This window comes from Flavobacterium sp. P3_A6 (assembly GCF_056403035.1).
In genome coordinates this window covers 20,888-45,941 of sequence record NZ_JBFUGG010000015.1, presented here as the reverse complement: position 1 = coordinate 45,941, position 25,054 = coordinate 20,888, and the positions used below count along the sequence as shown (strand labels likewise).

Sequence of the window (25,054 nt, the reverse complement as noted above, 5' to 3'; positions counted from 1 at the left end):
TCCGCTGTGAATGATGAATTGCGAACTGAACAGCAAACAGCCGTCAGCCAGAAAAATTGTTTACTTTTGCATAAATTTTAAGTTATGATTAAAAACGATTCTATAGTTGCTTTGGCCACTGCTTCGGGAGCAGGAGCTATTGCAATAATTCGGGTTTCCGGAGAAGACGCCATTACTATTGCAAATTCAGTTTTTAAGTCTGTAAAAAACAAGGATTTAACCACACAAAAAACACATACGCTGCATTTAGGCCATATTGCAGATGGAGAAAAAACATTAGACCAGGTTTTGGTTTCCATTTTCAAAAACCCAAATTCCTATACAGGCGAAAATACTGTCGAAATTTCCTGTCATGGCTCAACTTATATTCAACAGCAAATTATTCAATTATTGCTTCGAAAAGGCTGCCGAATGGCCGATGCGGGTGAATTTACCTTAAGAGCATTTTTGAACGGTAAACTCGACCTTTCGCAAGCTGAAGCTGTAGCTGATTTGATTTCGTCTGACAATGAAGCTTCTCACCAAATTGCGATGCAGCAGATGCGTGGCGGTTTTTCTAACGAAATTGCCAAACTGCGCGAGGAATTATTGAATTTTGCTTCGCTAATCGAATTAGAATTAGACTTTGCAGAAGAGGATGTAGAGTTTGCCGACAGAACACAATTTCATGAATTATTGAACCGAATTGAATTTGTCCTAAAACGTTTAATTGATTCGTTTGCCGTCGGGAATGTTATTAAAAATGGAATTCCCGTTGCCATTGTTGGTGAACCGAATGTTGGGAAATCGACTTTGTTAAATGCTTTGTTAAACGAAGAACGCGCTATTGTTTCGGAAATTGCAGGTACAACGCGCGATACGATTGAAGATGAATTAGTTATTGGCGGTATTGGCTTTCGATTCATTGATACAGCGGGAATTCGCGAAACGGCGGATGTTGTAGAAAGCATCGGAATCAAAAAGACCTTTGAAAAAATAGAACAAGCGCAGGTCGTTTTATTTTTAGTTGATGGTTATCAGTTGCTGGTTGATAGTAAATTGAACTCGTTAAAAATTGAAATTGAAAAAATAAAAAATAAGTTTCCGCAAAAAGCAATTCTAATTATAATAAATAAATCGGATAAAATTTCGCAGCAAGAACAATCAAATATTAACCAACAACTGACAACTGACAGCCAACAACCAAAAACCATTTATATTTCTGCTAAAGAAAAAATTGGCGTGGATAATCTAAAGAATGAATTGCTTTCTTTTGTCAATACCGGAGCTTTGCGCAATAACGAAACCATTGTTACCAACACGCGTCATTACGATTCTTTATTAAAAGCCTTAGATGAAATTCAGAAAGTGAAATTTGGCTTGGAAACTAATCTTTCAAGCGACTTGATGGCACTTGATATTAAGGAAGCGCTGTATCAATTTGGGATGATTACAGGTCAGGTTACAAATGATGAGCTGCTGGGGAATATTTTTGCTAATTTTTGCATTGGAAAATAGATTTCACAAAACATCACAAAATAAAACAAAGAACCCCAGTTAAAATGTCATAAAACGGCATTTTAACTGGGATTCTTCTTTCTGTTTATTTAGCTTTATTTGCAGATAGTTTGTTCCTTTTTGTACCATTATTGTACCACGGAAAAAAAAATCCCGATGTGGATTTTTTTTGGTGAGATTATGACACATAGAGAGACACATAGACACAATGGGACACAAAATTAGTCACATTATGAGTTCTAAAATGAGGTCATCAGAATTTGTGAACACTGCAAAAAACAGTTCACAGCCAGAACAACTCGGACACGATATTGTTCACCCATTTGCAACAGTCGTGGTTATAAAGCATTGGTACGTAAAGGAAAAGTGGAAAAAAGCAATAACGAAACCGTTCAGCTTTTAAACATAGATTTGGAAAAAACAAAGTCGCTTGAGTTTCTAAAAATTACTCAGGCAAGCCTTCTTTTCGGGATCAGCAGGAGTACTATTTACAGGTTAGTTAACAATGGATATCTGGACATTGCAAAGTTTGGCAAACGGACTGTTCTCCGCAGATGCGACCTTGAAGCTTTCTTTGCTATTCCCATTCAGGATGTTACTTTGAGGACTGGACAGCAATTTCCTGGGTTTGATAATTGCTATACTATCACGCAAATTCAGCAGAAGTACAATATTTCTTCAGGAGCACTCTATCTATTGATTCAACGGCAGGGTATAGTAAAATATTCCGTTGGAAAGTTCACCTGTGTAGCCAAACAGGATATTGATATAATTTTTAATGCTGGAAGATGAAAAATATAAATGTTACGCTAAGAAAAAGAAAGCTGCCAAGTGGTAAGATTACATTATATCTTGATTTTTTCCCTGCAGTCTATAACCCTAAAACTCGTGAATTCTCACGAAGAGAATATTTAGGCTTGTATCTGGTTTCAAAACCTAAAAATAGTATTGATAAAAAAATGAATTTAGAGAATCTGTGCAAGGCTGAAATTATCTGTGCAAATAAGGTAAATGAACTCAATAAGCAGCAAATCTATACCCCATTTGAACAAGAGCGCCTTCGTCTGATTGAAATCGGAGAAAATCATTTCTACAGTACTTAAAAAAAACAGCAGAAAGTAAAATTGGCATTAACAGTGAAATCTGGAGGTCTGCAATTATCCACTTTGAAATGTTTCTTAACAATGAGGATATATTGATGCGGGAAATTGATGTCACAGTTATTGAAGATTTTAGGGAATACATTGTCGTTAAATTCGCATCTTGTTTAATTTTTAGTCAACCTATTTATAGGACAAAGTACTGTCAAAAACAGAAGACAACGTCTCACTGGTTTTAATCTGTATGGCTTTTAGTCACCGGCCATTGCTAATATACTGAAAAGCCAAAAAAAACGACATTTAAAAGAAGAAATATTAGCAAAAAAAATCCTACACACTATAGTATAAACTAGCTGTTGTGGTTCGTTTATTTATTTTTCCATTCAATTAAATCTATTCTATAAATATTTACCGACATCCCTTTGAATTCGGTTTTTTTATATTTTTTCATTCCGTTCTTTTTTGCAACTTTTTCAGAACTTATATTTTCAGTATGAATTATTGATATTAAACTTTCTGAAAAGTTACTCTCAAATGCAAAATTTTTACATTTTTCAGTTGATTCAGTTGCAAATCCTTTTCCTCTGAAATTTGGTAAAATAGAATATGTAATTTCAATTTCTTGTTTCCCTTCAATTTCTCTTAATAAAAGTCCACTTTGTCCAATAATTTTATTTGTATTTTTTTCTATCAGTATATTTTGTCCGCCTAAATCATTTTTATATCTATCAAATGTCATTTCAAACCAAAGTCTACATCTTTCATTTGGTGTCTCAATTTTGTCAACTCCTAAAAATCTACAAACTTCATTGTCTTTGAACAATTCAATACAATCATCAAAATCTTCAATATTTAATAGCCTAAATTTTAACCTTTCCGTTTCTTGTCCTTCTAATGTATATTTCATTCTTTCATTCTTTAATTCTTATTCTACAATTTATAAAACTATTTTGGTTTGGTTTCTTTTTTCTATTCTGTTCGGTCAAAATGACGCACAACTTGTGGTTTGGTGTTAGTTAGGGAGCCTTCGTTTAATCAAATGTAAAAACTAAAGACCGAACTTACAAGTATAAAGCCACCTTTTTTTGACTAAAATCCAATTGCGGCAAGCTGTTTTACAATAATCTTTTTTGAGGCTACACATATCTAAGTAAGTCGAAAGTTTAAAAGTCATAAAGTCAAAAGAAACAATATTGTCAATAGTGGTTTAAAATCAATCTATTACTTCATATTGGTTCATTTTAAAATACGACATTAATATATTGATTGTTACTTATTTCCAATAAGTACTCTGAAAATTTTATCAAAATTAGGGACTTGCTTACATATTGTAATAAGGTCTTTATAGCTGATTTGTTGATTCTTTCATGGCATCAATCCTTAGTTCAGAAGATTATTTATTGTTCTAGCATTTTCATTTTTTTAAGATCATCTTTCAGGTTTATGTACTTATTTGCACTAAACTCAAATCTTTTTCTTAAATATGTTGTTCTGTAACCTATCTGAGAGGACATGTTGGGGGCTTTTAAAACGATTACTATAGTGCAGTCTGAATAGTTGGAAAAAAATATTATATTTGAAATCAATGTTATTTTTTAAAACTTCAAAATACTAAAAGATTAGTATATTTTACTTATTATGTGTCATCTGTTAAAAAAAATCATTTTTATTAGTTTTTTATCTTTTTCCTGCGCTTTAATAGCACAAGAAAAAGATAAAAGTCCCAATAATACATTAAAGACAAATACCCTTGAACTTCAAGAAAAACGAACCATTGACGAAGCAGTTAATCTATTAAACAAAAATGAGGACAAAAAAGCATACAAAACCGCACACCGCCTTTTAAAAAAATCTAAAACAACAGCTACTTTAACTAATGCCAACATTATTTTAGCCCAATATTTCAACAAAAAATCTAGTATTGATTCCTCTCTTTTTTACACCAATCAAGCCCTAAAATTTAATACTATTGCTAATGATTCTCTTCGACATCGGCTGTATGCTTTGGGTTATAATTTATTAGCAATCAACAATAGAAAAAAAGGGCTTCTAGATGAAAGTAAAAAATGGCATATTAAAGGAATCGAAGCATCCCAAAAATACAAAGAAACTGATTTATACTACACAAACCTACATGGCTTAGCACTAATTTATAGCGATTTTGGCGATTACACAAATGCCTTAAAACTTTTTAAACAATGCTTGGATTATAAGCAAGATGAAGAAATAATTCTGGGAAGCTACATCAATATTAGCGATATTTATAGCGAATGGAAGGAGTATGACAAATCTAATTCCTATTTACATAAAGCAAAAATACTAAGTGACAAAATCAATAATTACCAAGGAAAAGCAGTTGTATGCATCAGTTTAGCAACCAATTATCAGTTGCAAAACAAAATAAGCGAAGCTATTCCTTTATTTAATGAAACCATCAAAATTGCCGACAAAAACGAATTGCCTCAAATAGCATTAATTGCTCGGTTGAATTTAGGCAAAATACTTTTAGATCAAAGCAAACCTGAAGAGTCCAGAATCATTTTTTTGAATGGTTTAAATGATGCCGTGAAATTGGGGTATTTAAATGAACAAAATCAGATTTATAACTATCTAAAAGACATCGCTATTGCTCAAAATAATTATGAAAATGCCTATTATTTTACGAATGAATCAACTAAAATAAAGGATTCAATCTCGCATCTTCAAAAAGATAAAGAGATTAGCGAATTGGAAGTAAAGTTTAAAACTTGGCAAAAAGAAAAAGAGATAAGTATATTACAAATCGAAAACAAAGCCAAAGCTTTAGAACTTGAAAACAAAGAAGAAGCACTGTCGTCCTTAAATCTTCAAAAAGAAGTTAACCAAAAAAGAAACGAAAATAAAATCTTAAACTTAAATAACATTTCGCAAAAAAAAGCCAGCGAAATTATATCACTCAAAAAAGATCAGCTCCTGAAAATGGCAGAAATCAATTGGCAAAAAGCAACAAAAAAAATAACACTCTATTCTTTTTTAGCTGTTTTAATCCCAATCATTGGCTTGCTCTTTTTGTATTATCAAAGGCTGAAAAACCAGCGTTTACTCAATCAAAATGAAAAAGTTATTAGTGAACAAAAAATAATTTCACTAGTAAAAGATCAAGAATTAAAGTTAATAAAAGCAGCCGTAAAAGGACAGGACAATGCTCGAACTAAAATTGCCAAGGAGCTGCACGACAGCATCGGTGGAAATCTTGCTGCCATAAAACTACAGCTCAACTCGATTGACAGCAAACCTAATGCTGTACAAAGCATTCAAAAACAATTGGACGAAACCTATCAGCAAGTTCGGGATTTGTCTCATAATTTGATTCCGGAAAAATTCAATCAAAATAATTTTTCTAACCTGTTGGAAGAATATCTAAAAAATCTAGCGGGAATCAACAACTTAAAAACTTCCTTCTCCGCTTATCCAAAACCGAAGATTGATTTGATAGCCGATAATCTGCAAATGGAAATTTACAAAATCATTCAGGAATTAGTAACCAATACGCTCAAACATGCCAAGGCAACCACCATTGATTTGCAACTGAATTATATAGAAGATAACCTCAATATTTTATTTGAAGATAACGGAATTGGATTTGATTCGCAAAAAAAAGAGGGCGGAATTGGTTTCAAAAACATCCATAGCCGATTGAGTACTATTTCTAGTTCCATGGAAATTGACTCGATGCTAAAACGGGGAACTATTATAAACATTGATATTCCGTTAAATAACTCCCATTTTAAGACCAACACATAAAGCATGGAAAAAATCAAAATTATTATCGCCGACGACCATACGATGTTTCTAGAAGGCATTGTTTCTTTATTGGAAAATGAAGAACGTATTTGCATTTTGGGAAAAGCGACTAACGGAAAAGAAGCATTCAAAATAATAAAAAACAGCATTCCTGACATCATCTTACTGGATATCAGCATGCCCGAAATGGACGGAATTGAAGTAACCAAAATCATCAAACAAAAATTCCCTTCCATCAAAATATTGATTGTAAGCACACACAGCAACATACAAATGATTGCCAAACTCATACGTATGGGAGTAGATGGTTATTTGCTAAAAAATGCCGAAAAACAAGAACTCCTCCACGCTATTGAAACCATTCAAAACGGAGCCACTTATTTTTGTAAGGAAGTCACAGAAAAAAATGACGATAACAATTCTAAAATAAAAAGTGAAACCCTCCAAATAACCGAATTGAGCAACAGAGAAAAAGAAATCCTTATTCTTATTGCTCAAGAGTTTACGGGTAATGAGATTGCAGAAAAAACATTTATTAGCCTTAATACAGTTAATACCCACCGTCGAAATTTAATTTCAAAACTCAATGTAAAAAACACGGCAGGATTAGTAAAGTATGCTATAGAATACGGGTTGCTGGATTGAACCAAACTACCTTTCAAATCCTTTTCCAAGACGATAGTTTAAAACAAGACTATGTGTGTTATTAATAGTAGCACTTTCCAATGAATAGTTGTACGAATACATAATTCTCCAGTGATCGGATAAATAAAAACCAGCAAGGAAATTCACGGCTGAACTGCTTCTGTAACCTGCTCCGACTTCGACTATGTTTTTATAATTAACCATTAAATTAAAATCGGCTTGAAGCGGAGCCCCAGAGACGTATTTGATCAAAGCACTTGGATTAACCATTACTTCTTCAAATTGATTGGTAAAAAAACGATAGCCCAGATACCCATAATAATTGTTTTTTATATTTAGATTCGTCTCATTAGATAAAGAAGAACCAAATAGATTGGGAGCAGAGAGACCTAAATAAATATGGTCTTTATTATACAAAAAACCAATGCCTATATTGGGTATTAACGTATGAATGTTTTCTTGAAAATTAGGGTCATTTTCAATTCCTAATTCCAGTAAATTTTCATCATATATGGAGGCTCCGGCGGTAATTCCAAAAGAAATAATATTAGGATCATAAGCCCACCATTTGCCTTGAGCATATTCGGAATCAAAAAAAATTTTATAGGAGTAAGCACCAAAAAAATTGGTGACACTCGAAACTCCTATTTGATCTCTAGACACTCCAGCAGCTAGCCCCACATGTTTGGATCTTAAAGGAGCGTTCACTGTTAATTGCGTATCTCTTGCGCCACCCTCAATGGAATAAAAATTACCAGTACTTATTAATGTAATGTCAATATCTTCATAATAGCCCGCATGAGCAGGATTAATGACGACTGTATTGTAATTATAATTTGCAAAAATTGGCGTTTGCTGTCCTTGAATGCTATTGGAAACTATTCCAAATGCAATCAGAATAGTTAGCTTAAAATAATTTGGATTCATTAATTATCGTTTTAAAACAAGGTAACCCCTGTGCTTTTTTAAATGAGATGCTACTTCGGTTTTTATTTCAAAAAAGTAAGTTCCTTCTGGAAGCAAATCGGCTCCAAGGTTTCTTTTCCTGTTAGCAACACCGGTAAAAACGTTGGAGGTATTGTTATATCCTTTTATTTGGAATACTAAGTCTCCCCATCGATTGTAAATGGAGACTTCATTTTTTGGAAACTGGTCGATTGTATCAATGTACCAAAAATCATTTATACCGTCGTTATCTGGTGAAAAACCATATTTTGTGTCGTCTTTTTGTTGCTGTTCTACATAAATGGTAATAGCATCTTCAGCCATACAGCCCTCAATATTTTTGAAAATAACGGTATATGTAGTCGTTTCTAATGGACTGGCAATAGGATTACTGATTGATGAATTATTCAATCCTGTCATTGAATTCCAATTAAAACTTCCTTCGGTAGTTGCAGCTGCTTGGAGAGGAACTTGTTCTCCTTCTTGAATATAAACATCGCTGCCCGCATTTACTGAAACTGAATTTTCGAATAATTTGAAACTGCACTTTGAATTATTTTTACTGGCATCTGTTGCCGTTATCGTAACTGTCATCCCAACTGTAAAAGGACTTCCTGCCAGTGGACTTTGTGTAACAATAGGATTGGCGTCTTGATTGTCTTTAACCGTTACTAACGTTGTATAATCAGGAATTTTTGTTGTCGAGCAAGCTATGTATTGGTCAGACAAACATGCTATTTTTGGAGGTTCCGTATCTGCTATTTCATTTACGACCAAAGAGCAAGAGCCTATATTTCCCGAAGCATCTTTGGCCGAAATCACGACCGTCATTCCATTTGTAAAAGGACTACCGGCAATTGGATTCTGCGTGATTATTGGCGAAGCATCACAATTATCGCTAACCGTAACGGTAGAAATATAACTTGGCAACACTGCTCCTGAAATGAGGCTTTTGTTTCCCGAGCAAATAATGTTAGGCTTTATAATATCTGCGGAAGCATTAACAATAAAACTACAATTAGAACTATTATTTGAAGCGTCTTTGGCGGTCATTGTAATTGTCATTCCATCCACAAAAGGGCTTCCAGCGATTGGATTCTGCGTGATTATTGGCGAAGCATCGCAATTATCAGTTGCTGTAATTAATGGAATATAATTTGGAATTGTAGCGCCGCAAGATAATGTTTGGTTGCCAATGCAAGTGATGACTGGCTTAGTCACATCTGCGGAAGCGTTGACTAAAAAACTACACACTTCTGAATTATTCGAAACATCTTTGGCGGTCATTGTAATTGTCATTCCAGACACAAAAGGACTTCCAGCGATTGGATTCTGCGTGATTATTGGCGAAGCATCGCAATTATCAGTTGCTGTAATTAATGGAATGTAATTTGGAATTGTAGCGCCGCAAGCTAAAGTTTGGTTGCCAATGCAAGTGATGACTGGCTTAGTCACATCTGCGGAAGCGTTAACAATAAAACTACAAGTTTGGGTGTTATTCGAAACATCTTTGGCGGTCATTGTAATTGTCATTCCAGCCACAAAAGGACTTCCAGCAATTGGATTCTGCGTGATTATTGGCGAAGCATCGCAATTATCAGTGGCGGTGATTAATGGAATGTAATTTGGAATTGTTGTACCGCAAGCTAAAGTTTGGTTGCCAATGCAAGTGATGACTGGCTTAGTCACATCTGCGGAAGCGTTAACCAAAAAACTACAAGTTTGGGTGTTATTCGAAACATCTTTGGCGGTCATTGTAATTGTCATTCCATCCACAAAAGGGCTTCCAGCGATTGGATTCTGCGTGATTATTGGCGAAGCATCGCAATTATCAGTGGCGGTGATTAATGGAATGTAATTTGGAATTGTAGCGCCGCAAGATAATGTTTGGTTGCCAATGCAAGTAATGACTGGCTTAGTCACATCTGCGGAAGCGTTAACCAAAAAACTACAAGTTTGGGTGTTATTCGAAACATCTTTGGCGGTCATTGTAATTGTCATTCCATCCACAAAAGGGCTTCCAGCTACTGGGCTTTGTGTTACAGTTGGCGAAGGGTCTGTATAGTCAGAAACCGTTACTAAACTTATATAATTTGGAATTGTTGCACTTCCGCAAGCTAATAACTGATTGGAAGGACAAGTTATCGTTGGTGCTTGTGTATCTCCAACTGATGAAATCGTAAAACTGCAAGTAGCAAAATTAGATTTGGCATCTGTAGCCGTAAGCGTTATGGTTTGTGCTCCTCCTGTATAAATTGTTCCTGCAACTGGATTTTGAGTAACAACTGGACTGTTGTCACAATTATCGGTAACGGTAATGGCTGTTTTATAATTTGGTATTGCTGAGCCAACAGTCAAAACCTTATTATTTGGGCAATTTGTGATGACTGGTTTTTCGATGTCTGGAGCAATTTGTTTTCCAAAAACTACATAAGCAAAACCAGGATCGTTATTTATATTGTATCCAGAATAATAATCTTTAGTGCTTCCTATAATAATATCATCTATGCCATCTTTATTTACATCTCCTGCAAAATTTCCCGCATAGTTTACAGTATAACGCAATTCAATTTTTAGCGCATCGTTAGGTTTATAAGTGTAATAATCGCTGTTGGCAGACCAAGTACTTTTGCCATACAAAACAGTAGCAATTTGATCGGTTGTAAAAATAAAATCATCAAAGCCATCTTTATTAAAATCTCCAGCAGGACCAAAAGAATAGATCGTATTTGTGTTAGTAATTCGGAATCCGTTTGTGCCATTCAGAGTATTCAAATCTAAACTAACAGGAATAGAAGTACCTCCAAAAACAATATTGCCTTTAGAGAAAGCGATATCTTTGTAGCCATCTCCGTTAATATCACCCACTTTTGAAACGGCACTATAACCCGATAATGGATTTGCAGAATCTTCTACTCTAAAGCCATTGGTGCCATTAATACTTGAGATATTGAAAATAGCAGGAAATGGATTTGCACTTCCATATACTACATATTCTCGACTGTTCTTTCCTCCAATGGCAATATCCGGAATGCCATCGCCATTAATATCCCCTAATCCTGTTACAGATGGTCCTATCCTATTTGGGTTGGCGTTACCTTCAATAATAAAACCATTGCTACCGTTAATATGATCTGTATTTAATGCAGAAGGAAAAGTAGGAGAGCCATAAATAATAGTACACTTACCGTTATGTGTTGTAGCATCCCCATCAGATACAATTGCAATATCACCAATTCCGTCTTTATTAAAATCACCAATAGCATCAATACTGTAACCAAAATATTCATTTTTGGTTTTTACACCGCTTATGGTAAAACCATTTGTGCCATCTAACGTTGAAACAAAGAATTCTGGAGAAAATGCGGTGCTTTTTCCATAAATAATATATACATAACCTAAATTTCCATTAGAATCCCATACACCAGGGTTGCTAAGCATCAAATCTCCAATTCCGTCACCGTTTATATCTCCTGCGCTTCCTACGTCATAACCGGTTCTGACGTAAATAACAGCAGGATTGGTATTTCGAATAGCAAAACCATTGGTTCCATCTAAAAGTCCTAAATCGATATTGGGCGGAAAACCGGATGCTTTGCCGAAAACGACAAAAGCGCTACCTCTAACCTGTGGATATTCTGTTCTGTTTGGTCCTTGAAAATAAAAATCTTCTCCAGTTGCACCAACAATAAAATCAGCAATACCGTCTGCGTTGATGTCTCCAACAGTATTTACACTATATCCCGTTTTGGCACTGTGTTTTTCCCCATAAATTGTAAATCCAATTGTGCCGTCAAGATTGCTCGTTTGAATTCTATCTGTTTTACAATCTATTGTGGTTGTTTGGGTTCTTTTTTTTACCAAAAAAGTACAGGATTCTGTATTTCCAGATTTATCGGTAACGGTGATTGCAACATTTGTATCTGCCGTAAACAAGGTGCCTCTAGGAGGTGTTTGAGTGAAAATCAAATCTGCACTTTGGGTACAATTATCACTTACAGATTGCAAATAAGAAACATAATTAGGCAGCGTAGCGTTAGGATACAACTCTTGATTGGTTGGGCATGTTATCGTTGGTTTTTGCGTATCAAAGCGATCTAGTTTTTCGCCATAAAAAATATAAGCATTTCCTTTTCTATTATAATAATCCTGGGTAGCAATAGACCCAATAATAAAATCATTGGTACCATCATTATTAAAATCACCAATTCCTGCCACATCTTGCCCAAAACGATAAGATGAGCTAACATCTTCATCATTATAAACCTGATAACCTACTGCATCATGAATCCTATCTTCCGCGAGAGTTCCTACTGCGGTTGTGCCTCCAAAAACGACATAAACAGCACCCAGTTTTGAAATCCCTCCATTTGTAGCAGCGAAAATAATGTCTGAAATACCATCTTTATTTATATCTTTTAAACCATTAACCACTTTTCCAAATGCGAAATAGTCTTTGCCCTGAACAATAACTCCCGTGCTTGGTGTGATGCTAGAAGCAGAAAACGTAAGCGGAAATGTGTTTTTCCCAAAAAGAATATAGACTTCGCCAGAATTGATAAAACCGTTTACTGTTTTGCCTGGTGCCCCAAAAATTATATCATTTATTCCGTCATTATTAAAATCTCCTGCTCCTGCTACAGATGTTCCCATTCCGGTATATTGTCCAGAATTGGTTACTATAAATCCCTCTGTTGGTGTTAGTGAATCTAATTTTAATGTAGTCGAAAAACCTGAACTTTTACCAAATACAACAACAACTCTACCTACATTAGTTTCTGTTCCTTCAGTATAACTTGGAAAGCCCAGAATTAAATCATCTATACTGTCGTTATTGATGTCCCCTGCATTTCGTACTATTGATAAATAACCACTACCTGATTTTGAAAAACATTCTATTTGATAGCCATTTGTTCCGTTGATACTCGAAGTAGCCGTATTTGATATCCCTGTTTTTCCAAAAAGCACAATATAATTTATTTTGGAGTTTGCAATCGTAATTAGAACCACGTCACTAACCCCATCCTTATTGAAATCGCCTGCATCACTAACACCCGAAACCAAAGTATAAGCGTTTTGATCCACAGTAATAATAGCTCCATTGGCTGGGTTAATATCTGTTCTGTTGTATGAAGGTAAAAAAGTCGTTTTGGAACCGAAAAACACAAAAGCAGTACCTTGACCAGAAGGATTATAATTATCACCTACAATTATATCATCAACGCCATCGTGGTTAAAATCGCCAGCTGTACTTATCATTGCACCTAGTTTTTCGCCAGCAGTTACTCCTTTTATCACAAAACCATTTGTGCCGTCAAGAGTACTAACATCAAAGGTGGTTGTAGAAAGGCCTGTCTTACCAAAAATGACATAAATTGTACCTACATCTGTAAGTCCTCCAGCATCAACTCCAGGAGCACCAATCATAATATCGGCAATACCATCTCCATTAATATCTCCAGCACTTTTGGTTGTCGATCCTAGATGGTCATTTGCGGTTTTTCCTTCTATAGAAAAACCGTTTGTGCCGTTCAAAATCGTATGAGGCACTTCAGGACATCCTTGACCATAAGAAACAAAACTATTCAGCAACAGTAGTGCAATAATTAGATTGCATATTCGGATTCTCATTATTAAAAATATAGTATTTCTCAACATCTAGTTTTTCCTTTTAATTTAAAAAGCAAAACTAAAAGTTGAGAAAATCATATCCATCACTATAAATGATGATTTTGTATTTTGAAAAGAAGATTATTCGAAATAATTCATATCTCCATTATGCTGCAAGAGGCTAAAAAGCTCTTATAGCACGTATTCTGTTTGAATTTGATTTTGATGTAGAAACAATAGATCCTCCGCCAAAATAAAAAACTTCTGCAATGCTATCCAAAAGTTCGGTACTACTCCAGTACGTCGAAGTACCATCCATTGCTAATAGCGTATTGCTGGCTAATCGTAACGTTTTTTGAACATAATAACGATGTTGATACAACAAACTTAATTCGTCAATACTAGGCAAATACCAACCCGTTCCCAAAGTAGCAATATAGGTTGGTATTGCTCCTCCTGTAATTAAAGAAGTATTATAAGCACCATCTTCTGTACGGTCGGCACCAAACCAATAACCACCAGTACCATTTAGCCAAACTCCTGTTGTCTCTGTGTTGGCAACTATTAACCCGTGTTCCAAACCATCGCTTCCTCGGTAAATTTCAAAAATAATGCCTCCATTAAAAGGTTCACCGAGATAATGGGCAAAACCAGACACTGTGCTGCTCGAATTTTTAGCATACAAAGCATAAGGAACACTCAACAATTGGCTCGATCCAGAAATAGTATATGAACTGCCTCCTGCTGGGTCAGTTTCTGTTTTTATAAAATAAGATCCTGCTCCCCAATTTATAGTAGCAAACGTACCTGACACTACTGTTCCTGTACCTATTTCAACACTAACCAAACCATTTGCATTTGTGGTTGCAGTTTGTGTTTCTACATACACTGGAGTTCCTGTGCCCGAGGTACGCAGGATGCTTATCCGCATTCCTATTGTTTGATTGCTAATTAGCGAATTATTTGCATTACGAATTACGGCTTGGTAACTCATTTTATTTGGCGCTTGGGCAAAAGAAACTGTGCTTATTAGTACTATTATTGCTATAATGGACACTATTTTTTTCATAATATTAGACGCTAATTTTTAATAATTTTAAATGCTTTCATTATTTTATTATTTTGATTTACGTTTAACAAATAACTTGCTCGACTAAATCCTGACATTTCAACTTCAGTCTTTTCATTTTGAATTTTACCCTCTAAAAGTAATCTTCCGAATAAATCATATAATTGATACGTTAAACCTATAATTTCGGTATTTTCTACAACTATGTTTAACACATCGGTAGTTGGATTAGGATATATTTTTCCCTCTAACTTTATATCAAACTCCTGGTTTCCCAACACAACTTGAATTTCAAAAGGTTGTTGTACTCCAGTAACCGCAGATTCTTTAATGTCTATAATGTTAGTATACACCATTTGCCCCACAGAATAACTTACACTCCCACCCGTACCCAAAACATTCTTACCCGAAGCCGTTGTGCTGCTTTGTGCATTTGTGGCTGCAATTCCCAATCCAAGTAGCAGTAAAGGAATAAAAAATCTATTTTTCATAATGCCTAAATATTTATTTTACAATCTATCCGTTTTTTTTCAGCAAATCTAAAAGCATTGCATTTTTATAAAGTCACTATAAATGATAATTTCCTTTTTCAAAAAAATAGATACTGAGGTGTTTTTTGTTATAGTAGATTTTCAATAGCGATTTTGATTCTTTCTTTTTCCTTAGATTCAAGAATTGATAAAGGTGAAAGAATTTGAAGATGCAATGTTTCTTCGTTTAGTGTAGTGCCATTAGATGTTCCAATAGTAATTTGAATATTTTTAATGGTGTTTTGAACCAATTTTTTACCCAATTCATCCGCAGTAAGTGTTTCAAAAATAGCAGGAAGATATCCAATGGTGCGCAATATATCACTACGGGAATTTTCAGGAAAAACATCAACATTCAGAAGCAATTGGGTTTTCTCTCCGATAATTTTTTCTAATTCGGTTTCACTATTTTTGATAGCTCGTTTGAGTTCCAAACACCCAACGATGGCGGTATTTTCCGGAGCAGCAAAAAACTTTAAATAATGACTCGGTTCGACAAGTGTAAGAGTTACAACTTGGCTACTAGAGACCAAAGTAATTTCGGATTTTGAGTAGGAATCGGGAATTCCCAGAATCATCAGTAAATGCTCGTTGGCATTTTTTTTGGAATGAATAATACTGCCACAAAGCGTGTTTCCTGTAGATAACAATAATTCCAGTTTGGGTAAACTGGAATTATCTTCTGTATTTTCAGCCAAATCAGCGAGTTCTGTAAACCAACTGGAGAAGTCTTTGAACAGATTCTTTTTGTAAGATGCAATCATAATTACAATAAAGCTTCTACATAGTTGGCAATTTGAGAATCAGTTTGAGAGCTAAAAGATCCTTGTACTAATTGAACTGTCAATGCTAATGTTTTGTCTTTCAATTCCATTTTTACATCATCATTGTTATCAGAATTAATTAGTTGGATAGTTGACATTTTATCCTGCAAAGCTTCTTTTCCCATATCATCAGAACATATTTTTTTTACAAATGATTCTAAATCATCAAAAACAATATCTAATCTTGTAAGTGGATACTGATCATAAGCGGTAAAAGTATCCCAGTTGATATCAACTTTAATATCATAACCTGCTTTGTCTTTTAGTTTTGCTTCAAAAGCTGGAAGTTTCTCTGTTTTAATTGATTCTGCTGTACGTTTTTCTGCTAATCCCATAGGTTAAATTTATTATTATTATTAATTGTTAAACTTTTATAATGCAAATCTACTCTTGTGATTTTCAGAAACACTCACTATTTATAGTGATTTTTCATTTAGGAATAGACTTAAAAAAAATTATTTTTTAGACACTAGTGTTGTTTCAAACGTAATATTATAAGTTCCTCCATTATAAATTTCTCTCATTTCAAGCCCAGTATTATTCAACTTAGTTATTTCAAGTTCAACTTCTTCATCCTTATTAGTAATCCACTGAGAATTTTCTATTTGGGTAATTAATATTTTAGTTTCTTCCTTGTCCTGCCATTTCCATGTGCCAAACTCTATTAAATTAAGTTTTGGAGAAGCAATACTAAAACTCGTAAAACAGGTTCCTGCCTTAGAAAAATTTATTAAATTAATAGTATCCTTAATAGACTCTTTTCTGGTAAACTTCCAGGTGTTATCACATAATAAATTGGTTTTAGGTGTACTTACAAATTCATCAGATTTAGTTACATTTAAATCATAAGTGTAGGTGTCAGATCCTTCATACTTAATTGAAAATTTAATATGGTTTGAGTCACTATCATCAAACTTAATAGTTCCAAAATTAGAAAGTAAAAAAATATCCGTATCTAAAATTTTATAAGTACCAAGCACAACAATTTCTTGTTCAGCTACTTTTGAAGTTGCAGGAATTTTATTCTTTGTAATAATATAATTTCCATTATTATCAAATTCAATTGATTTAAATTCGGTTGAATTTTCAGCAATCCATTTTCTGTTAATACTTTCTTTTTCAGAATCTTTTCTGCCGTAATCCGCTATAGAACAGGAAAACAAGCTGGTTATTATTAAAAGCGAAACAATAATTTGTTTTAATTTTTTCATTTTTTTGAGATTTATTTGTGAATTTTATTAATTTTAATTAAACGTGTTAGATTAATCCTGTTTTTACATTTCGTCAATCCAATCCGCAAAAGCTTGGACTCGTTCGATTATAATATCATATTAAGAAATAGGTATTTGTATCTTTAAGAATTCACAGTTTTCGGTAGCAAAAAGAGGACAAAAAGAAAAATAAAAATTAGTACGTAGAGATTGGTCGTTTCTATCATTTTTTAATCGTTTTAATTAAAATATCATTACTACAATTGCTGAATTTCTTCAAAAAAAATATCTTCGTATTTTGCTTTTAGATGTCTGTATACAAGTTCTGTAACCAGAATATAGCCTGGGTCTTCCTTTATCAAGAACATGTTCAAGTGTTCAGGTACTTTATTCGCATAAATTCCTACTTCGTAGTCATTAAGTGTTTTGGTACAATCAATTCGCCCCAGAATATTTAAAAAAAGGTAATTGTCTATGATTACCTCATTTTTCAAATCTCGAATAATGACAGGATGCATCTCAATATTGTCTATTCCTATTTCAAGAAGATCATTATAAAATTGTTTGGTTCCAATGAGTCCCGGTGAGGTAAAAAAAGTGGGAAATATGCCTGTTTCATCTTCATCGTCTAAATCACAAATTAGAGGGCCTTTGAAAGGCTCTCCATTATCACAGTCATTTGTATAGTCAATAAGAAGGTTTCCTGTATGTGTAATCAACATGCTGTGACTACGCATGAACAATGTGGCAGGCTCCGTGCCATCGTAACGGTACAATGGAATTTTGTCTGACATTGCATAATATTTCTTGGTTTTAGTCTTCATACTTAGTTTTGTTTTTTCTTATTCTCATCATTCAACTGATATTGTTTTACTAAATGATTGTCTATATACAAATCAACTTTATCATTGGGAAGTAGCACGATTTTCATGGGCAATGTTTTGTGTGACCGAATCCAAAAGCAATACTCAACAGTAGGTCCTTTTTCTTCTTTAAACAAACTATAGTCAAAGGGGAATTCCTTTTTAAATGATTGTTTTGCATTGGTTGAATAATTTCTAAAAATAATTTTATCAGCAAATCGTATGACCTGCGGGTATGGCTTTTCTTTGGATTTAGTTTGGATATCAGTACTATAATTATTGGATGAATTTTGAAATAAAATAGTATCTACATTGGGTATGCTTCCTGTTTTATCTATTAACTCTATTTCACATGAACTGAAATTTGTAAAATAAAAAGAAGCGCTATCAACATACTGATACACATATCGACCTATAAAAAAAAACACAATTAAAATTAACGGAAGTATAAAAACCATTTTTGGCAATCGGATATGGGTCAGGTAACAAACCACTGCAAAGCCACAAAGTAAGGAAGCAAAAATCACAAGCGTAGGCGTGATAAATTCTGAGCCGTTCGGGCCATTACTGCCTCCATTGGGCGTGGCATGTGACAGTGTCACATAAAAGAATGAAATAACAAATGCAATCAAACCTGTAACCACCAGCGCAACCGACCAATGTGTAAATCGCACAAAAAACCATTGCACGCCCGAAATAATCAGCACTAGAATGATTAACATCCCTACTATTTCCTTAAAATCTTCTCCCATTTGTTTAAATTTTATTTAAAATCTTTGTATTACCATTTTGACAAGTTTTATTACTATTGAAATAAATATCAGAAGTGGTAAAAAATAACCTGGCAGCAAAAGTATCATTCCACTATCTCCATTATAAGGTTTGCCGAAACGACCACAAACATAAATTAGTACACACCAAAAAGTAAAGAAACTGATTGATGATAAAAACCAATGCAGTATAAAATGCCGGTAATTATTTGTAAAAAGAGAAAGCAGGAAATTAATAATCAAGCAACCAGCAAACATATAGGCTCCGTAGCTAATTACAATAGTTTTTGAAAAAAAGGAGATTAACATTATCACTGCCAGCAAAATACATGCAATCAACAGTTGATAATAAACAAAATACTCGTTGGTAAAAAAAGTTGTTTTAAAATTATTCATAGTCATCACTTATAATAAAATTTGATTGGTTTTATATACAGCTTAGTTCTGCTGAAGTTTTTTTTTCGGTAATGTATGTTTTAGAATGCTGAATATTACCAATCCTTGCACTATCAAATAAATTTTTTAAACGTTCAGATACAATTGAGCAATCCATATGATGATGTTTTAATTTCATACCCAACTATTTTCAAGTTTGTTTAGTTCGACTCAATCTTGCTTCAATTCTCCCTGAAGTTTTTATTTCATTGAAAATTCCTGGCAAGTCTTCAGTCTTTCCTGAAAAAATGAGCCTATGTCTAAACCTTAAAAGTTTTATTTCCTTATCTTCCTTACTTATCGGGACTTCTTTGTTATTGGCGGAGTCTACCAGCAGCACCCCCTCTTTATTAAAGAGCTTTATTCCGCCATTTAAATAAATATGAAGAAGTAAAGGCTTTGTTTCTTTGCCTCTAAACATTCTCAATTTACTTTCAGGATACTTTTCCTGTTCTATTTTAAGTTTCTTAAAAGGGAATGGAATTTCGGCAGAGTAGCATTTATCTTCCACAAACGAAAACCAAGTGATTAAAAGCATGTCCGTATCAAAAGGAATTTGTACTAATTCTCTAAAAACTGCTTTATTTGTATAATGAATTTTGTCCATAACCTCAATTGTTTGGGGAGAATAATAGTCGAGATAATTATTTATTTTAAAATTAGAAGATTTTCTATTTAAAGTATTTACAAACTGAATGTTATCTACGCAACAAATCAACTCCAGATCATGATTAACATCTAAAATTAAGGTTACATACCCTACTGCTTGTCGCCATTTGATGTAATAATAGTTACTTATTTTTATAGCAAAATATAAAACAGGTAATCCAAACAAAACAAACAACCATAAATAGAAATAAAGAGAATTAAATTGGTTTGTTTTTTGATATATAACCAATAAGTAAAAACCAAAATCTGTAATAAATAAGACAATAAATACTATTAAAAAAGTACTGAAATAATAAATTATTTCGAATATAATGGATAAAACTTCTAAGCTATTATTTCTGTTATTTCCACTATTTCCATTTGGAGTAGCATTTTTTAAACCATTATAAAAAAAATTAGCAACCAATGCAAGAATGACATTAAAAATAATTGTAGCCTTAACGTCTAAAAAATATAGTATTGGATAAGAAATACATGATGCTATCACAATGGGTAAAAACAGGTAACATATAAATTCTTTTAAATCAAAATATACTGGTTCTATTTTTTTATAAAATCTAATTTTTTTCATATGATAAATTGTTTTTTAACTGCAATAGCCCAATAGCGTAGTTTCCGAAATCGAAACTATCATTTCCAAACCAAATTTATAGGTATTGATTTTCTCTAACATCACTATTTATAATGATTTTTGTTAGTTTCTAAAATAGTATGTCAAGTTCCGTTTTGGTGCTTGGCAAAGAAACGGATTTCGATGCACAAAACTGTCTGCCAGCACAAAACTTGATTCGAAACACCATCTTCTTAGGCACAAAACCCACTTTTTGGCAAACTTCTGTTAGCGGTTCAACTTTCTTTTCGATTGTCTATTAAGTTTATTTTTTAATTCCTTCAGATAATTCAAAATAGCTTGTCGTTTTACTTGGTCATTACTGTTTAATTCTTTTTTGAAAAGGTCGTAATTAATGTTTACGAATAGTAATTCATTGTCTGCGTGGAAATAAGTCAATAGTTTCAGCCTGTTGAGTTTAACGTCACTAAACTCGGGGTCGTAAATTTTCTTATTTGTGTCGAATTTATATTTTATTTCTGTTGAGTCGTTTATGAATTCAATTTGATTTCCTAATATGTCTGTAAATTGATTTCTAAACACAAATTTGAGTTTCAATGGTTTCGTGTCCAAAATTGTTGATTCAATCCAATAAGTCCTTATGCTCCAAGAATTTTGCAGATTTATGTTTTCAATTTCTGTCAATGTCGGCAATAGCTCATCTTTGTCATAGCGGTAAAAATTAAATTGATTCCACCAAATACCTGTTCCGCTTTCATAATTTACCTTATAATAGAGTACTGTTTCATTGATTTCATTCTTGAAGTGTTTAAGTTCAAGCCCGTAACGGTGAAAAATTTTATGCTTTGCAATAACCTTATCAGATTTAAAAAAGTAAACATCATTATTCCAAGCTAATCCACCGTCATAGCCAATTGAAATGGCAAATTCGTTAAAGTCTTTTTTGTTATTGTCAAATGAGTAAAAGCCAATTGTTAATTTGTTGTCCTCCGAATTTGAAGCTAAGTTACTGCCTATTTCAAGTTGAGGGAAAATTCGTTTTGCTACGTCCAAATCTATTTCACCGCTTTTAATTGCTGTCTTTAACGCTTTAAAATCAGTCCGACTTAATTTGTTGTTTAGCTTTGTTTGATTGTTTAAAGTAGAGTCAACTTTGAATGTAAGTTTTTCAGTCCAGCCATTTGAATTTAAATTCCCAATACTGTCAAGTAATGTAATAAGTTCCTTTTCAGAATATTGAACGGTCTGAATAGAATTCGTTGAGTCTTTGTCGGCTGAAACATTTCGTTTATTGACAATTTGATTCTTACAAGCTGTTAACCCAAGTAATGCGAAAAAAATTATTATCCATTTCATTGTTGGTGTCGTTTTCTAAGCTGACCGCTAAATTTTTCATTGTATTGTACTGAATACCAATACTCTTAATTAAAGTCCATTTTCTTTTTTGTAAGCCGAAAGTTCTTTGTAAAAAACAGCTTCATTGCATTGTTCGAAATCGCGTGCCATTACCAAAAAAAAGTCTGTTTTGACAAATGACTCTGAAAAATCAAAATGCATTAATCGTTTACATACTTTCATATACGTTTTCATTACTTGTCTTGCCCAAAGATCGCAGGCTTCCTCATCCTGCCAAGGAATTTTTTCGCCATGTGCATTTGTAACCAAATAATTAGACTGAATTTCTATTGGATAAAAATCAATAGCGATTGAACTGGGTTCGTCGTTTTCAGAAAAATACTGCATATCTGGTGCATTATATAACTCATACAATTTCTTGTCTTCAAAATTGCCGTCTGTTGCTGAAAATGTACCAAAAGCAATCGTTGGCGGGAATGGTCCTTGCATACTGTATTCAAACAAGAAACAATATACAGGCTCTTTAATTTTTACTTTTTCAAGAATCTGATCGGCTATGTTTTCTACTAAAAAATCTTCTAACTCGACCAAAGTTTTTTCTATATCTTTTATTTCCAAATCTTTTTCGAACAATATGCGTATTCTTCCATCAGAGGCTGTTTCTCTAATACGTGCTAAATTGCCTTCGGCATCAAAATCCAATTCGCCAATGCAATGGTGTTCATAATTAGGCCACTCCAATTTGTAACTTTTAATGAATTGTCCTTCGCAGGTATAGGTTTTTAAAGAAATACCATACTCGGTACATTCTACAAACTGATGAGGCAAGCCGTCTTTTAAATACAGGTAACTCAGGTTGATTGCCTTTAAATCTTGATTGTTTTGGTAAACACAAAAACTTTTTTGATACGCTTCTGTATATTCGTAGATTGTGCTATAGAAAATATCGTCTCCGTAATATTGTTTTTTAAGATACGTTTTTCTGTTTTCGAGATTGATTTTGTATTCGTACAAATCATCTGTTTCAGGATTAAAATCTTCTTCATTTTCTATAAAAAACTTAGCATCCGGAGATAAAACTTCGTTAGCAAGCTGAGAAAAGTAAGGTTGTATTTCAAACAGATTGTATATCGACTGAACTGTAATCCTATTTTTATCTGATAAAACAACGCGCTCTTTTTCTCCAAATGTACTGGCTATTGCATTAAATTCTTCTTGTATTTTGGTGTATAATGTCTCGTTCATGCTATTTTTATTCAATAATAAAAGGGGGTCTGTTTCTAATTTCTTCTTTTCGTTTTTTCCAATAAACTGTTAATTCTTTGGCAGACATGGTTCTCATTTTTTCCCATTTTACTTCAGGATTATAATAATAATTCTCGCTGATTTCTTCCATGAATGATTTTGTTTCACTCAAAAAAGCTTTTAATTCCTTGAAATCAGCATCCTCAAATTGGGCCATCAGAGCTTCAACTTCGGAATCGGCACAGGATTCGTGCAAAATCAAACTTTTGGTAAGTTCAAGAATAGCCTGTTGCTCGTTTTTTTCATACAGTGCAATCCGCATTAACAATAAATAAGGATAACTCAGGAACCCTTCTGACTGAATTTCTACATCATTAGCCATACTTTTTAATTCGGACAAGGTTGGTTTTGTTATGTTTCCCTGATAGGTAAAACAGTATTCCAAAAACTCGGCATAATGGAGGTTGGCAGAAGGATGTAATTTTATCTGTTCGATGTGATTTTCATAAAGTAATTTTGCTTGCTCGATTGCTTTATCGGCTAATATACATTCCTGTTTTTCGATGTGAATTTCAGCAATCTCTTTCCAAAGATTAGATAAGAAATAGACTTCCAAGGCACAATCTGCTGAAGCTTTCATTGCACGTTCGTACAGTGATATTGTTTTTTCCAAGAAATCGATGCGCTTCGTTCTGCTTCCTATTTGATTGAAAAACGAGGCACATTCATATAAATCTATGCTGGTAATTTCGTCGGGAGTATAGTCCAAAGCTTTTTCTGCCCAATGCGTAGCAATCGTTTCGGGAAAAACATTTTCGATTTCTTTCCACTCCAAATGTTCTTGTAAATGTTGGTATGCCAAGGCAATTTGATACGAAATCACTCCTCCCAATTTATTTTCCAACATTTGTGTATCTACAATACTCTTTTTTTGTGCTTCTGCCTGTGCTTGGTTTATTTTTTTGTCTTGCTCGAAAGGAGTATAAATCAATTCGAAGAATAAAGACCAAGATGCTTTTTCTGGGTTAAAATCTATTGCTTTTTCAATTTCTAAAACGGCTTTTTCCCAAAAGGGCAAAGCATTTTCGGGCTCAGTTTTCATCATCCAACGGTAAGCAATAGCAAGCAAACGATGAATCTCTAGTTTTTCTTCGGGCTGTGAAATCAAATAATTTTCAAAAGCTTCAACAGTATCTTTTAAAACAGCAGGAGCTTTTTGGGGTTCTTCATTACAGGCTTGTTCCAATAAAATATGTTGGGCAAAGCTACGGTGCTGTCCTTTTTTTTCATCCAATAAAATTTCCATATTCTCTACCATAGGAAGTAAATATTGAATACCTGTTTCTATGAGTTTACCGCAGGCATGGTCATAATTCATATCCCAAAACAAGTCATTATAACCATTGATTGCCAAGTCTTCTTTTTCAGTTTTTGAAGTGTATATGGTTTTAGTTTGTTCAAACAGTTTGTCTAAACCATCGATATTGTAATTGGAAACGCATTTTTTAATTTCTTCATGAAAAACAGAAATCACATAAGGTTCATCCAACACAGCGTTTGTAACCACGGTGTGCCTCAGATAAATCATATAATTTTTATCTGAAAGCGATTGAAAATATTCTTCATCGATAAAAAAATACTTAAAATAAATAAGCTCTTCGTTATCTGTTTTTTGCTTGCGAATTGTTTCAAATCTAACCTGAAGTTCTTCTACGCTACAAAACTCAAAATACGATTCGGACTCGTGATTGGTTCCCGTATTTTCAATCACAATAAACGGAAATATTTCCATCGGAATTTGATAATAAGAGGCGTGAGCTTGTGTCTCGACAGAGAGTGTTTCAAGATATAACGGGACTTGCTCTTCGTCAAGACAAACAGCAACAAGCCATGCTTCGGTATTTTGTGTGATTTTTATAACGTACATTTCA

General features: G+C 33.6%; 20 protein-coding genes. 6 read left to right on the top strand and 14 right to left on the bottom strand.

Features of this window, described 5'->3' with window-relative positions; translation table 11 throughout:
* Positions 1 to 84: 84 nt before the first annotated feature.
* The 4 genes from mnmE to AC1DVP_RS14635 all read left to right on the top strand — a co-directional run bounded on the left by mnmE (position 85) and on the right by AC1DVP_RS14635 (position 2,836).
* Positions 85 to 1,497: a tRNA uridine-5-carboxymethylaminomethyl(34) synthesis GTPase MnmE gene (mnmE, locus tag AC1DVP_RS14650; protein WP_477184229.1), complete on the top strand. Its 1,413-nt coding sequence runs from the start codon at positions 85 to 87 to the stop codon at positions 1,495 to 1,497.
* 348 nt (positions 1,498 to 1,845) lie between these two features.
* Positions 1,846 to 2,289, top strand: coding sequence for a helix-turn-helix domain-containing protein (locus tag AC1DVP_RS14645; RefSeq protein ID WP_477184228.1), 444 nt, complete (start codon positions 1,846 to 1,848; stop codon positions 2,287 to 2,289).
* A complete protein-coding gene (locus AC1DVP_RS14640; RefSeq protein WP_477184227.1) occupies positions 2,286 to 2,600 on the top strand; it encodes a hypothetical protein in 315 nt (104 codons plus the stop codon). The genes AC1DVP_RS14645 and AC1DVP_RS14640 overlap by 4 nt, the downstream gene beginning before the upstream one ends.
* A 20-nt stretch (positions 2,601 to 2,620) precedes the next feature.
* Entirely contained in the window at positions 2,621 to 2,836 is a 216-nt protein-coding gene (locus tag AC1DVP_RS14635) for a phage integrase SAM-like domain-containing protein (protein ID WP_477184280.1), read from the top strand.
* Positions 2,837 to 2,964: 128 nt separating this feature from the next.
* Here the strand turns inward: AC1DVP_RS14635 and AC1DVP_RS14630 are convergent, their stop codons facing one another.
* Entirely contained in the window at positions 2,965 to 3,504 is a 540-nt protein-coding gene (locus tag AC1DVP_RS14630) for a GNAT family N-acetyltransferase (protein WP_477184226.1), read from the bottom strand.
* Positions 3,505 to 4,235: 731 nt separating this feature from the next.
* Between AC1DVP_RS14630 and AC1DVP_RS14625 the strand changes: the two genes are divergently transcribed.
* The gene (locus tag AC1DVP_RS14625) at positions 4,236 to 6,380 is read left to right on the top strand and encodes a tetratricopeptide repeat-containing sensor histidine kinase (protein ID WP_477184225.1); all 2,145 of its coding nucleotides are present in this window, start codon (positions 4,236 to 4,238) and stop codon (positions 6,378 to 6,380) included.
* Between the two features lie 3 nt (positions 6,381 to 6,383).
* A complete protein-coding gene (locus AC1DVP_RS14620; RefSeq protein WP_477184224.1) occupies positions 6,384 to 7,025 on the top strand; it encodes a response regulator in 642 nt (213 codons plus the stop codon).
* Between the two features lie 6 nt (positions 7,026 to 7,031).
* Here the strand turns inward: AC1DVP_RS14620 and AC1DVP_RS14615 are convergent, their stop codons facing one another.
* From AC1DVP_RS14615 to AC1DVP_RS14555, 13 genes are all read right to left on the bottom strand, one after another.
* A complete protein-coding gene (locus AC1DVP_RS14615; RefSeq protein ID WP_477184223.1) occupies positions 7,032 to 7,952 on the bottom strand; it encodes a PorP/SprF family type IX secretion system membrane protein in 921 nt (306 codons plus the stop codon).
* A 3-nt stretch (positions 7,953 to 7,955) separates the two neighbouring features.
* Entirely contained in the window at positions 7,956 to 13,601 is a 5,646-nt protein-coding gene (locus tag AC1DVP_RS14610; RefSeq protein WP_477184222.1) for an HYR domain-containing protein, read from the bottom strand.
* A 160-nt stretch (positions 13,602 to 13,761) separates the two neighbouring features.
* Positions 13,762 to 14,649 carry an Lcl C-terminal domain-containing protein gene (locus AC1DVP_RS14605; protein WP_477184221.1) on the bottom strand — a complete coding sequence of 296 codons (888 nt, stop codon included), beginning with the start codon at positions 14,647 to 14,649 and terminating at the stop codon, positions 13,762 to 13,764.
* A gap of 11 nt (positions 14,650 to 14,660) precedes the next feature.
* On the bottom strand, positions 14,661 to 15,140 hold the full coding sequence (locus AC1DVP_RS14600) for a T9SS type A sorting domain-containing protein (RefSeq protein WP_477184220.1): 480 nt from the start codon (positions 15,138 to 15,140) through the stop codon (positions 14,661 to 14,663).
* 128 nt (positions 15,141 to 15,268) lie between these two features.
* Complete coding sequence (locus tag AC1DVP_RS14595) at positions 15,269 to 15,943, bottom strand: hypothetical protein (protein WP_477184219.1); 675 nt, start codon at positions 15,941 to 15,943, stop codon at positions 15,269 to 15,271.
* 2 nt (positions 15,944 to 15,945) lie between these two features.
* Positions 15,946 to 16,338 carry a hypothetical protein gene (locus AC1DVP_RS14590; RefSeq protein ID WP_477184218.1) on the bottom strand — a complete coding sequence of 131 codons (393 nt, stop codon included), beginning with the start codon at positions 16,336 to 16,338 and terminating at the stop codon, positions 15,946 to 15,948.
* A gap of 120 nt (positions 16,339 to 16,458) precedes the next feature.
* Positions 16,459 to 17,214 carry a hypothetical protein gene (locus AC1DVP_RS14585; RefSeq protein ID WP_477184217.1) on the bottom strand — a complete coding sequence of 252 codons (756 nt, stop codon included), beginning with the start codon at positions 17,212 to 17,214 and terminating at the stop codon, positions 16,459 to 16,461.
* Between the two features lie 257 nt (positions 17,215 to 17,471).
* Positions 17,472 to 18,038, bottom strand: a complete 567-nt coding sequence (locus AC1DVP_RS14580) for a hypothetical protein (protein ID WP_477184216.1) — start codon at positions 18,036 to 18,038, stop codon at positions 17,472 to 17,474.
* Between the two features lie 2 nt (positions 18,039 to 18,040).
* Positions 18,041 to 18,829, bottom strand: a complete 789-nt coding sequence (locus AC1DVP_RS14575; RefSeq protein ID WP_477184215.1) for a hypothetical protein — start codon at positions 18,827 to 18,829, stop codon at positions 18,041 to 18,043.
* A gap of 604 nt (positions 18,830 to 19,433) precedes the next feature.
* The gene (locus tag AC1DVP_RS14570; protein ID WP_477184214.1) at positions 19,434 to 20,522 is read right to left on the bottom strand and encodes a hypothetical protein; all 1,089 of its coding nucleotides are present in this window, start codon (positions 20,520 to 20,522) and stop codon (positions 19,434 to 19,436) included.
* 267 nt (positions 20,523 to 20,789) lie between these two features.
* Entirely contained in the window at positions 20,790 to 21,878 is a 1,089-nt protein-coding gene (locus AC1DVP_RS14565; RefSeq protein WP_477184213.1) for a hypothetical protein, read from the bottom strand.
* A 69-nt stretch (positions 21,879 to 21,947) separates the two neighbouring features.
* Entirely contained in the window at positions 21,948 to 23,123 is a 1,176-nt protein-coding gene (locus tag AC1DVP_RS14560) for a hypothetical protein (protein ID WP_477184212.1), read from the bottom strand.
* Between the two features lie 7 nt (positions 23,124 to 23,130).
* Positions 23,131 to 25,050, bottom strand: a complete 1,920-nt coding sequence (locus tag AC1DVP_RS14555) for a hypothetical protein (protein ID WP_477184211.1) — start codon at positions 25,048 to 25,050, stop codon at positions 23,131 to 23,133.
* Positions 25,051 to 25,054 lie beyond the last annotated feature (4 nt).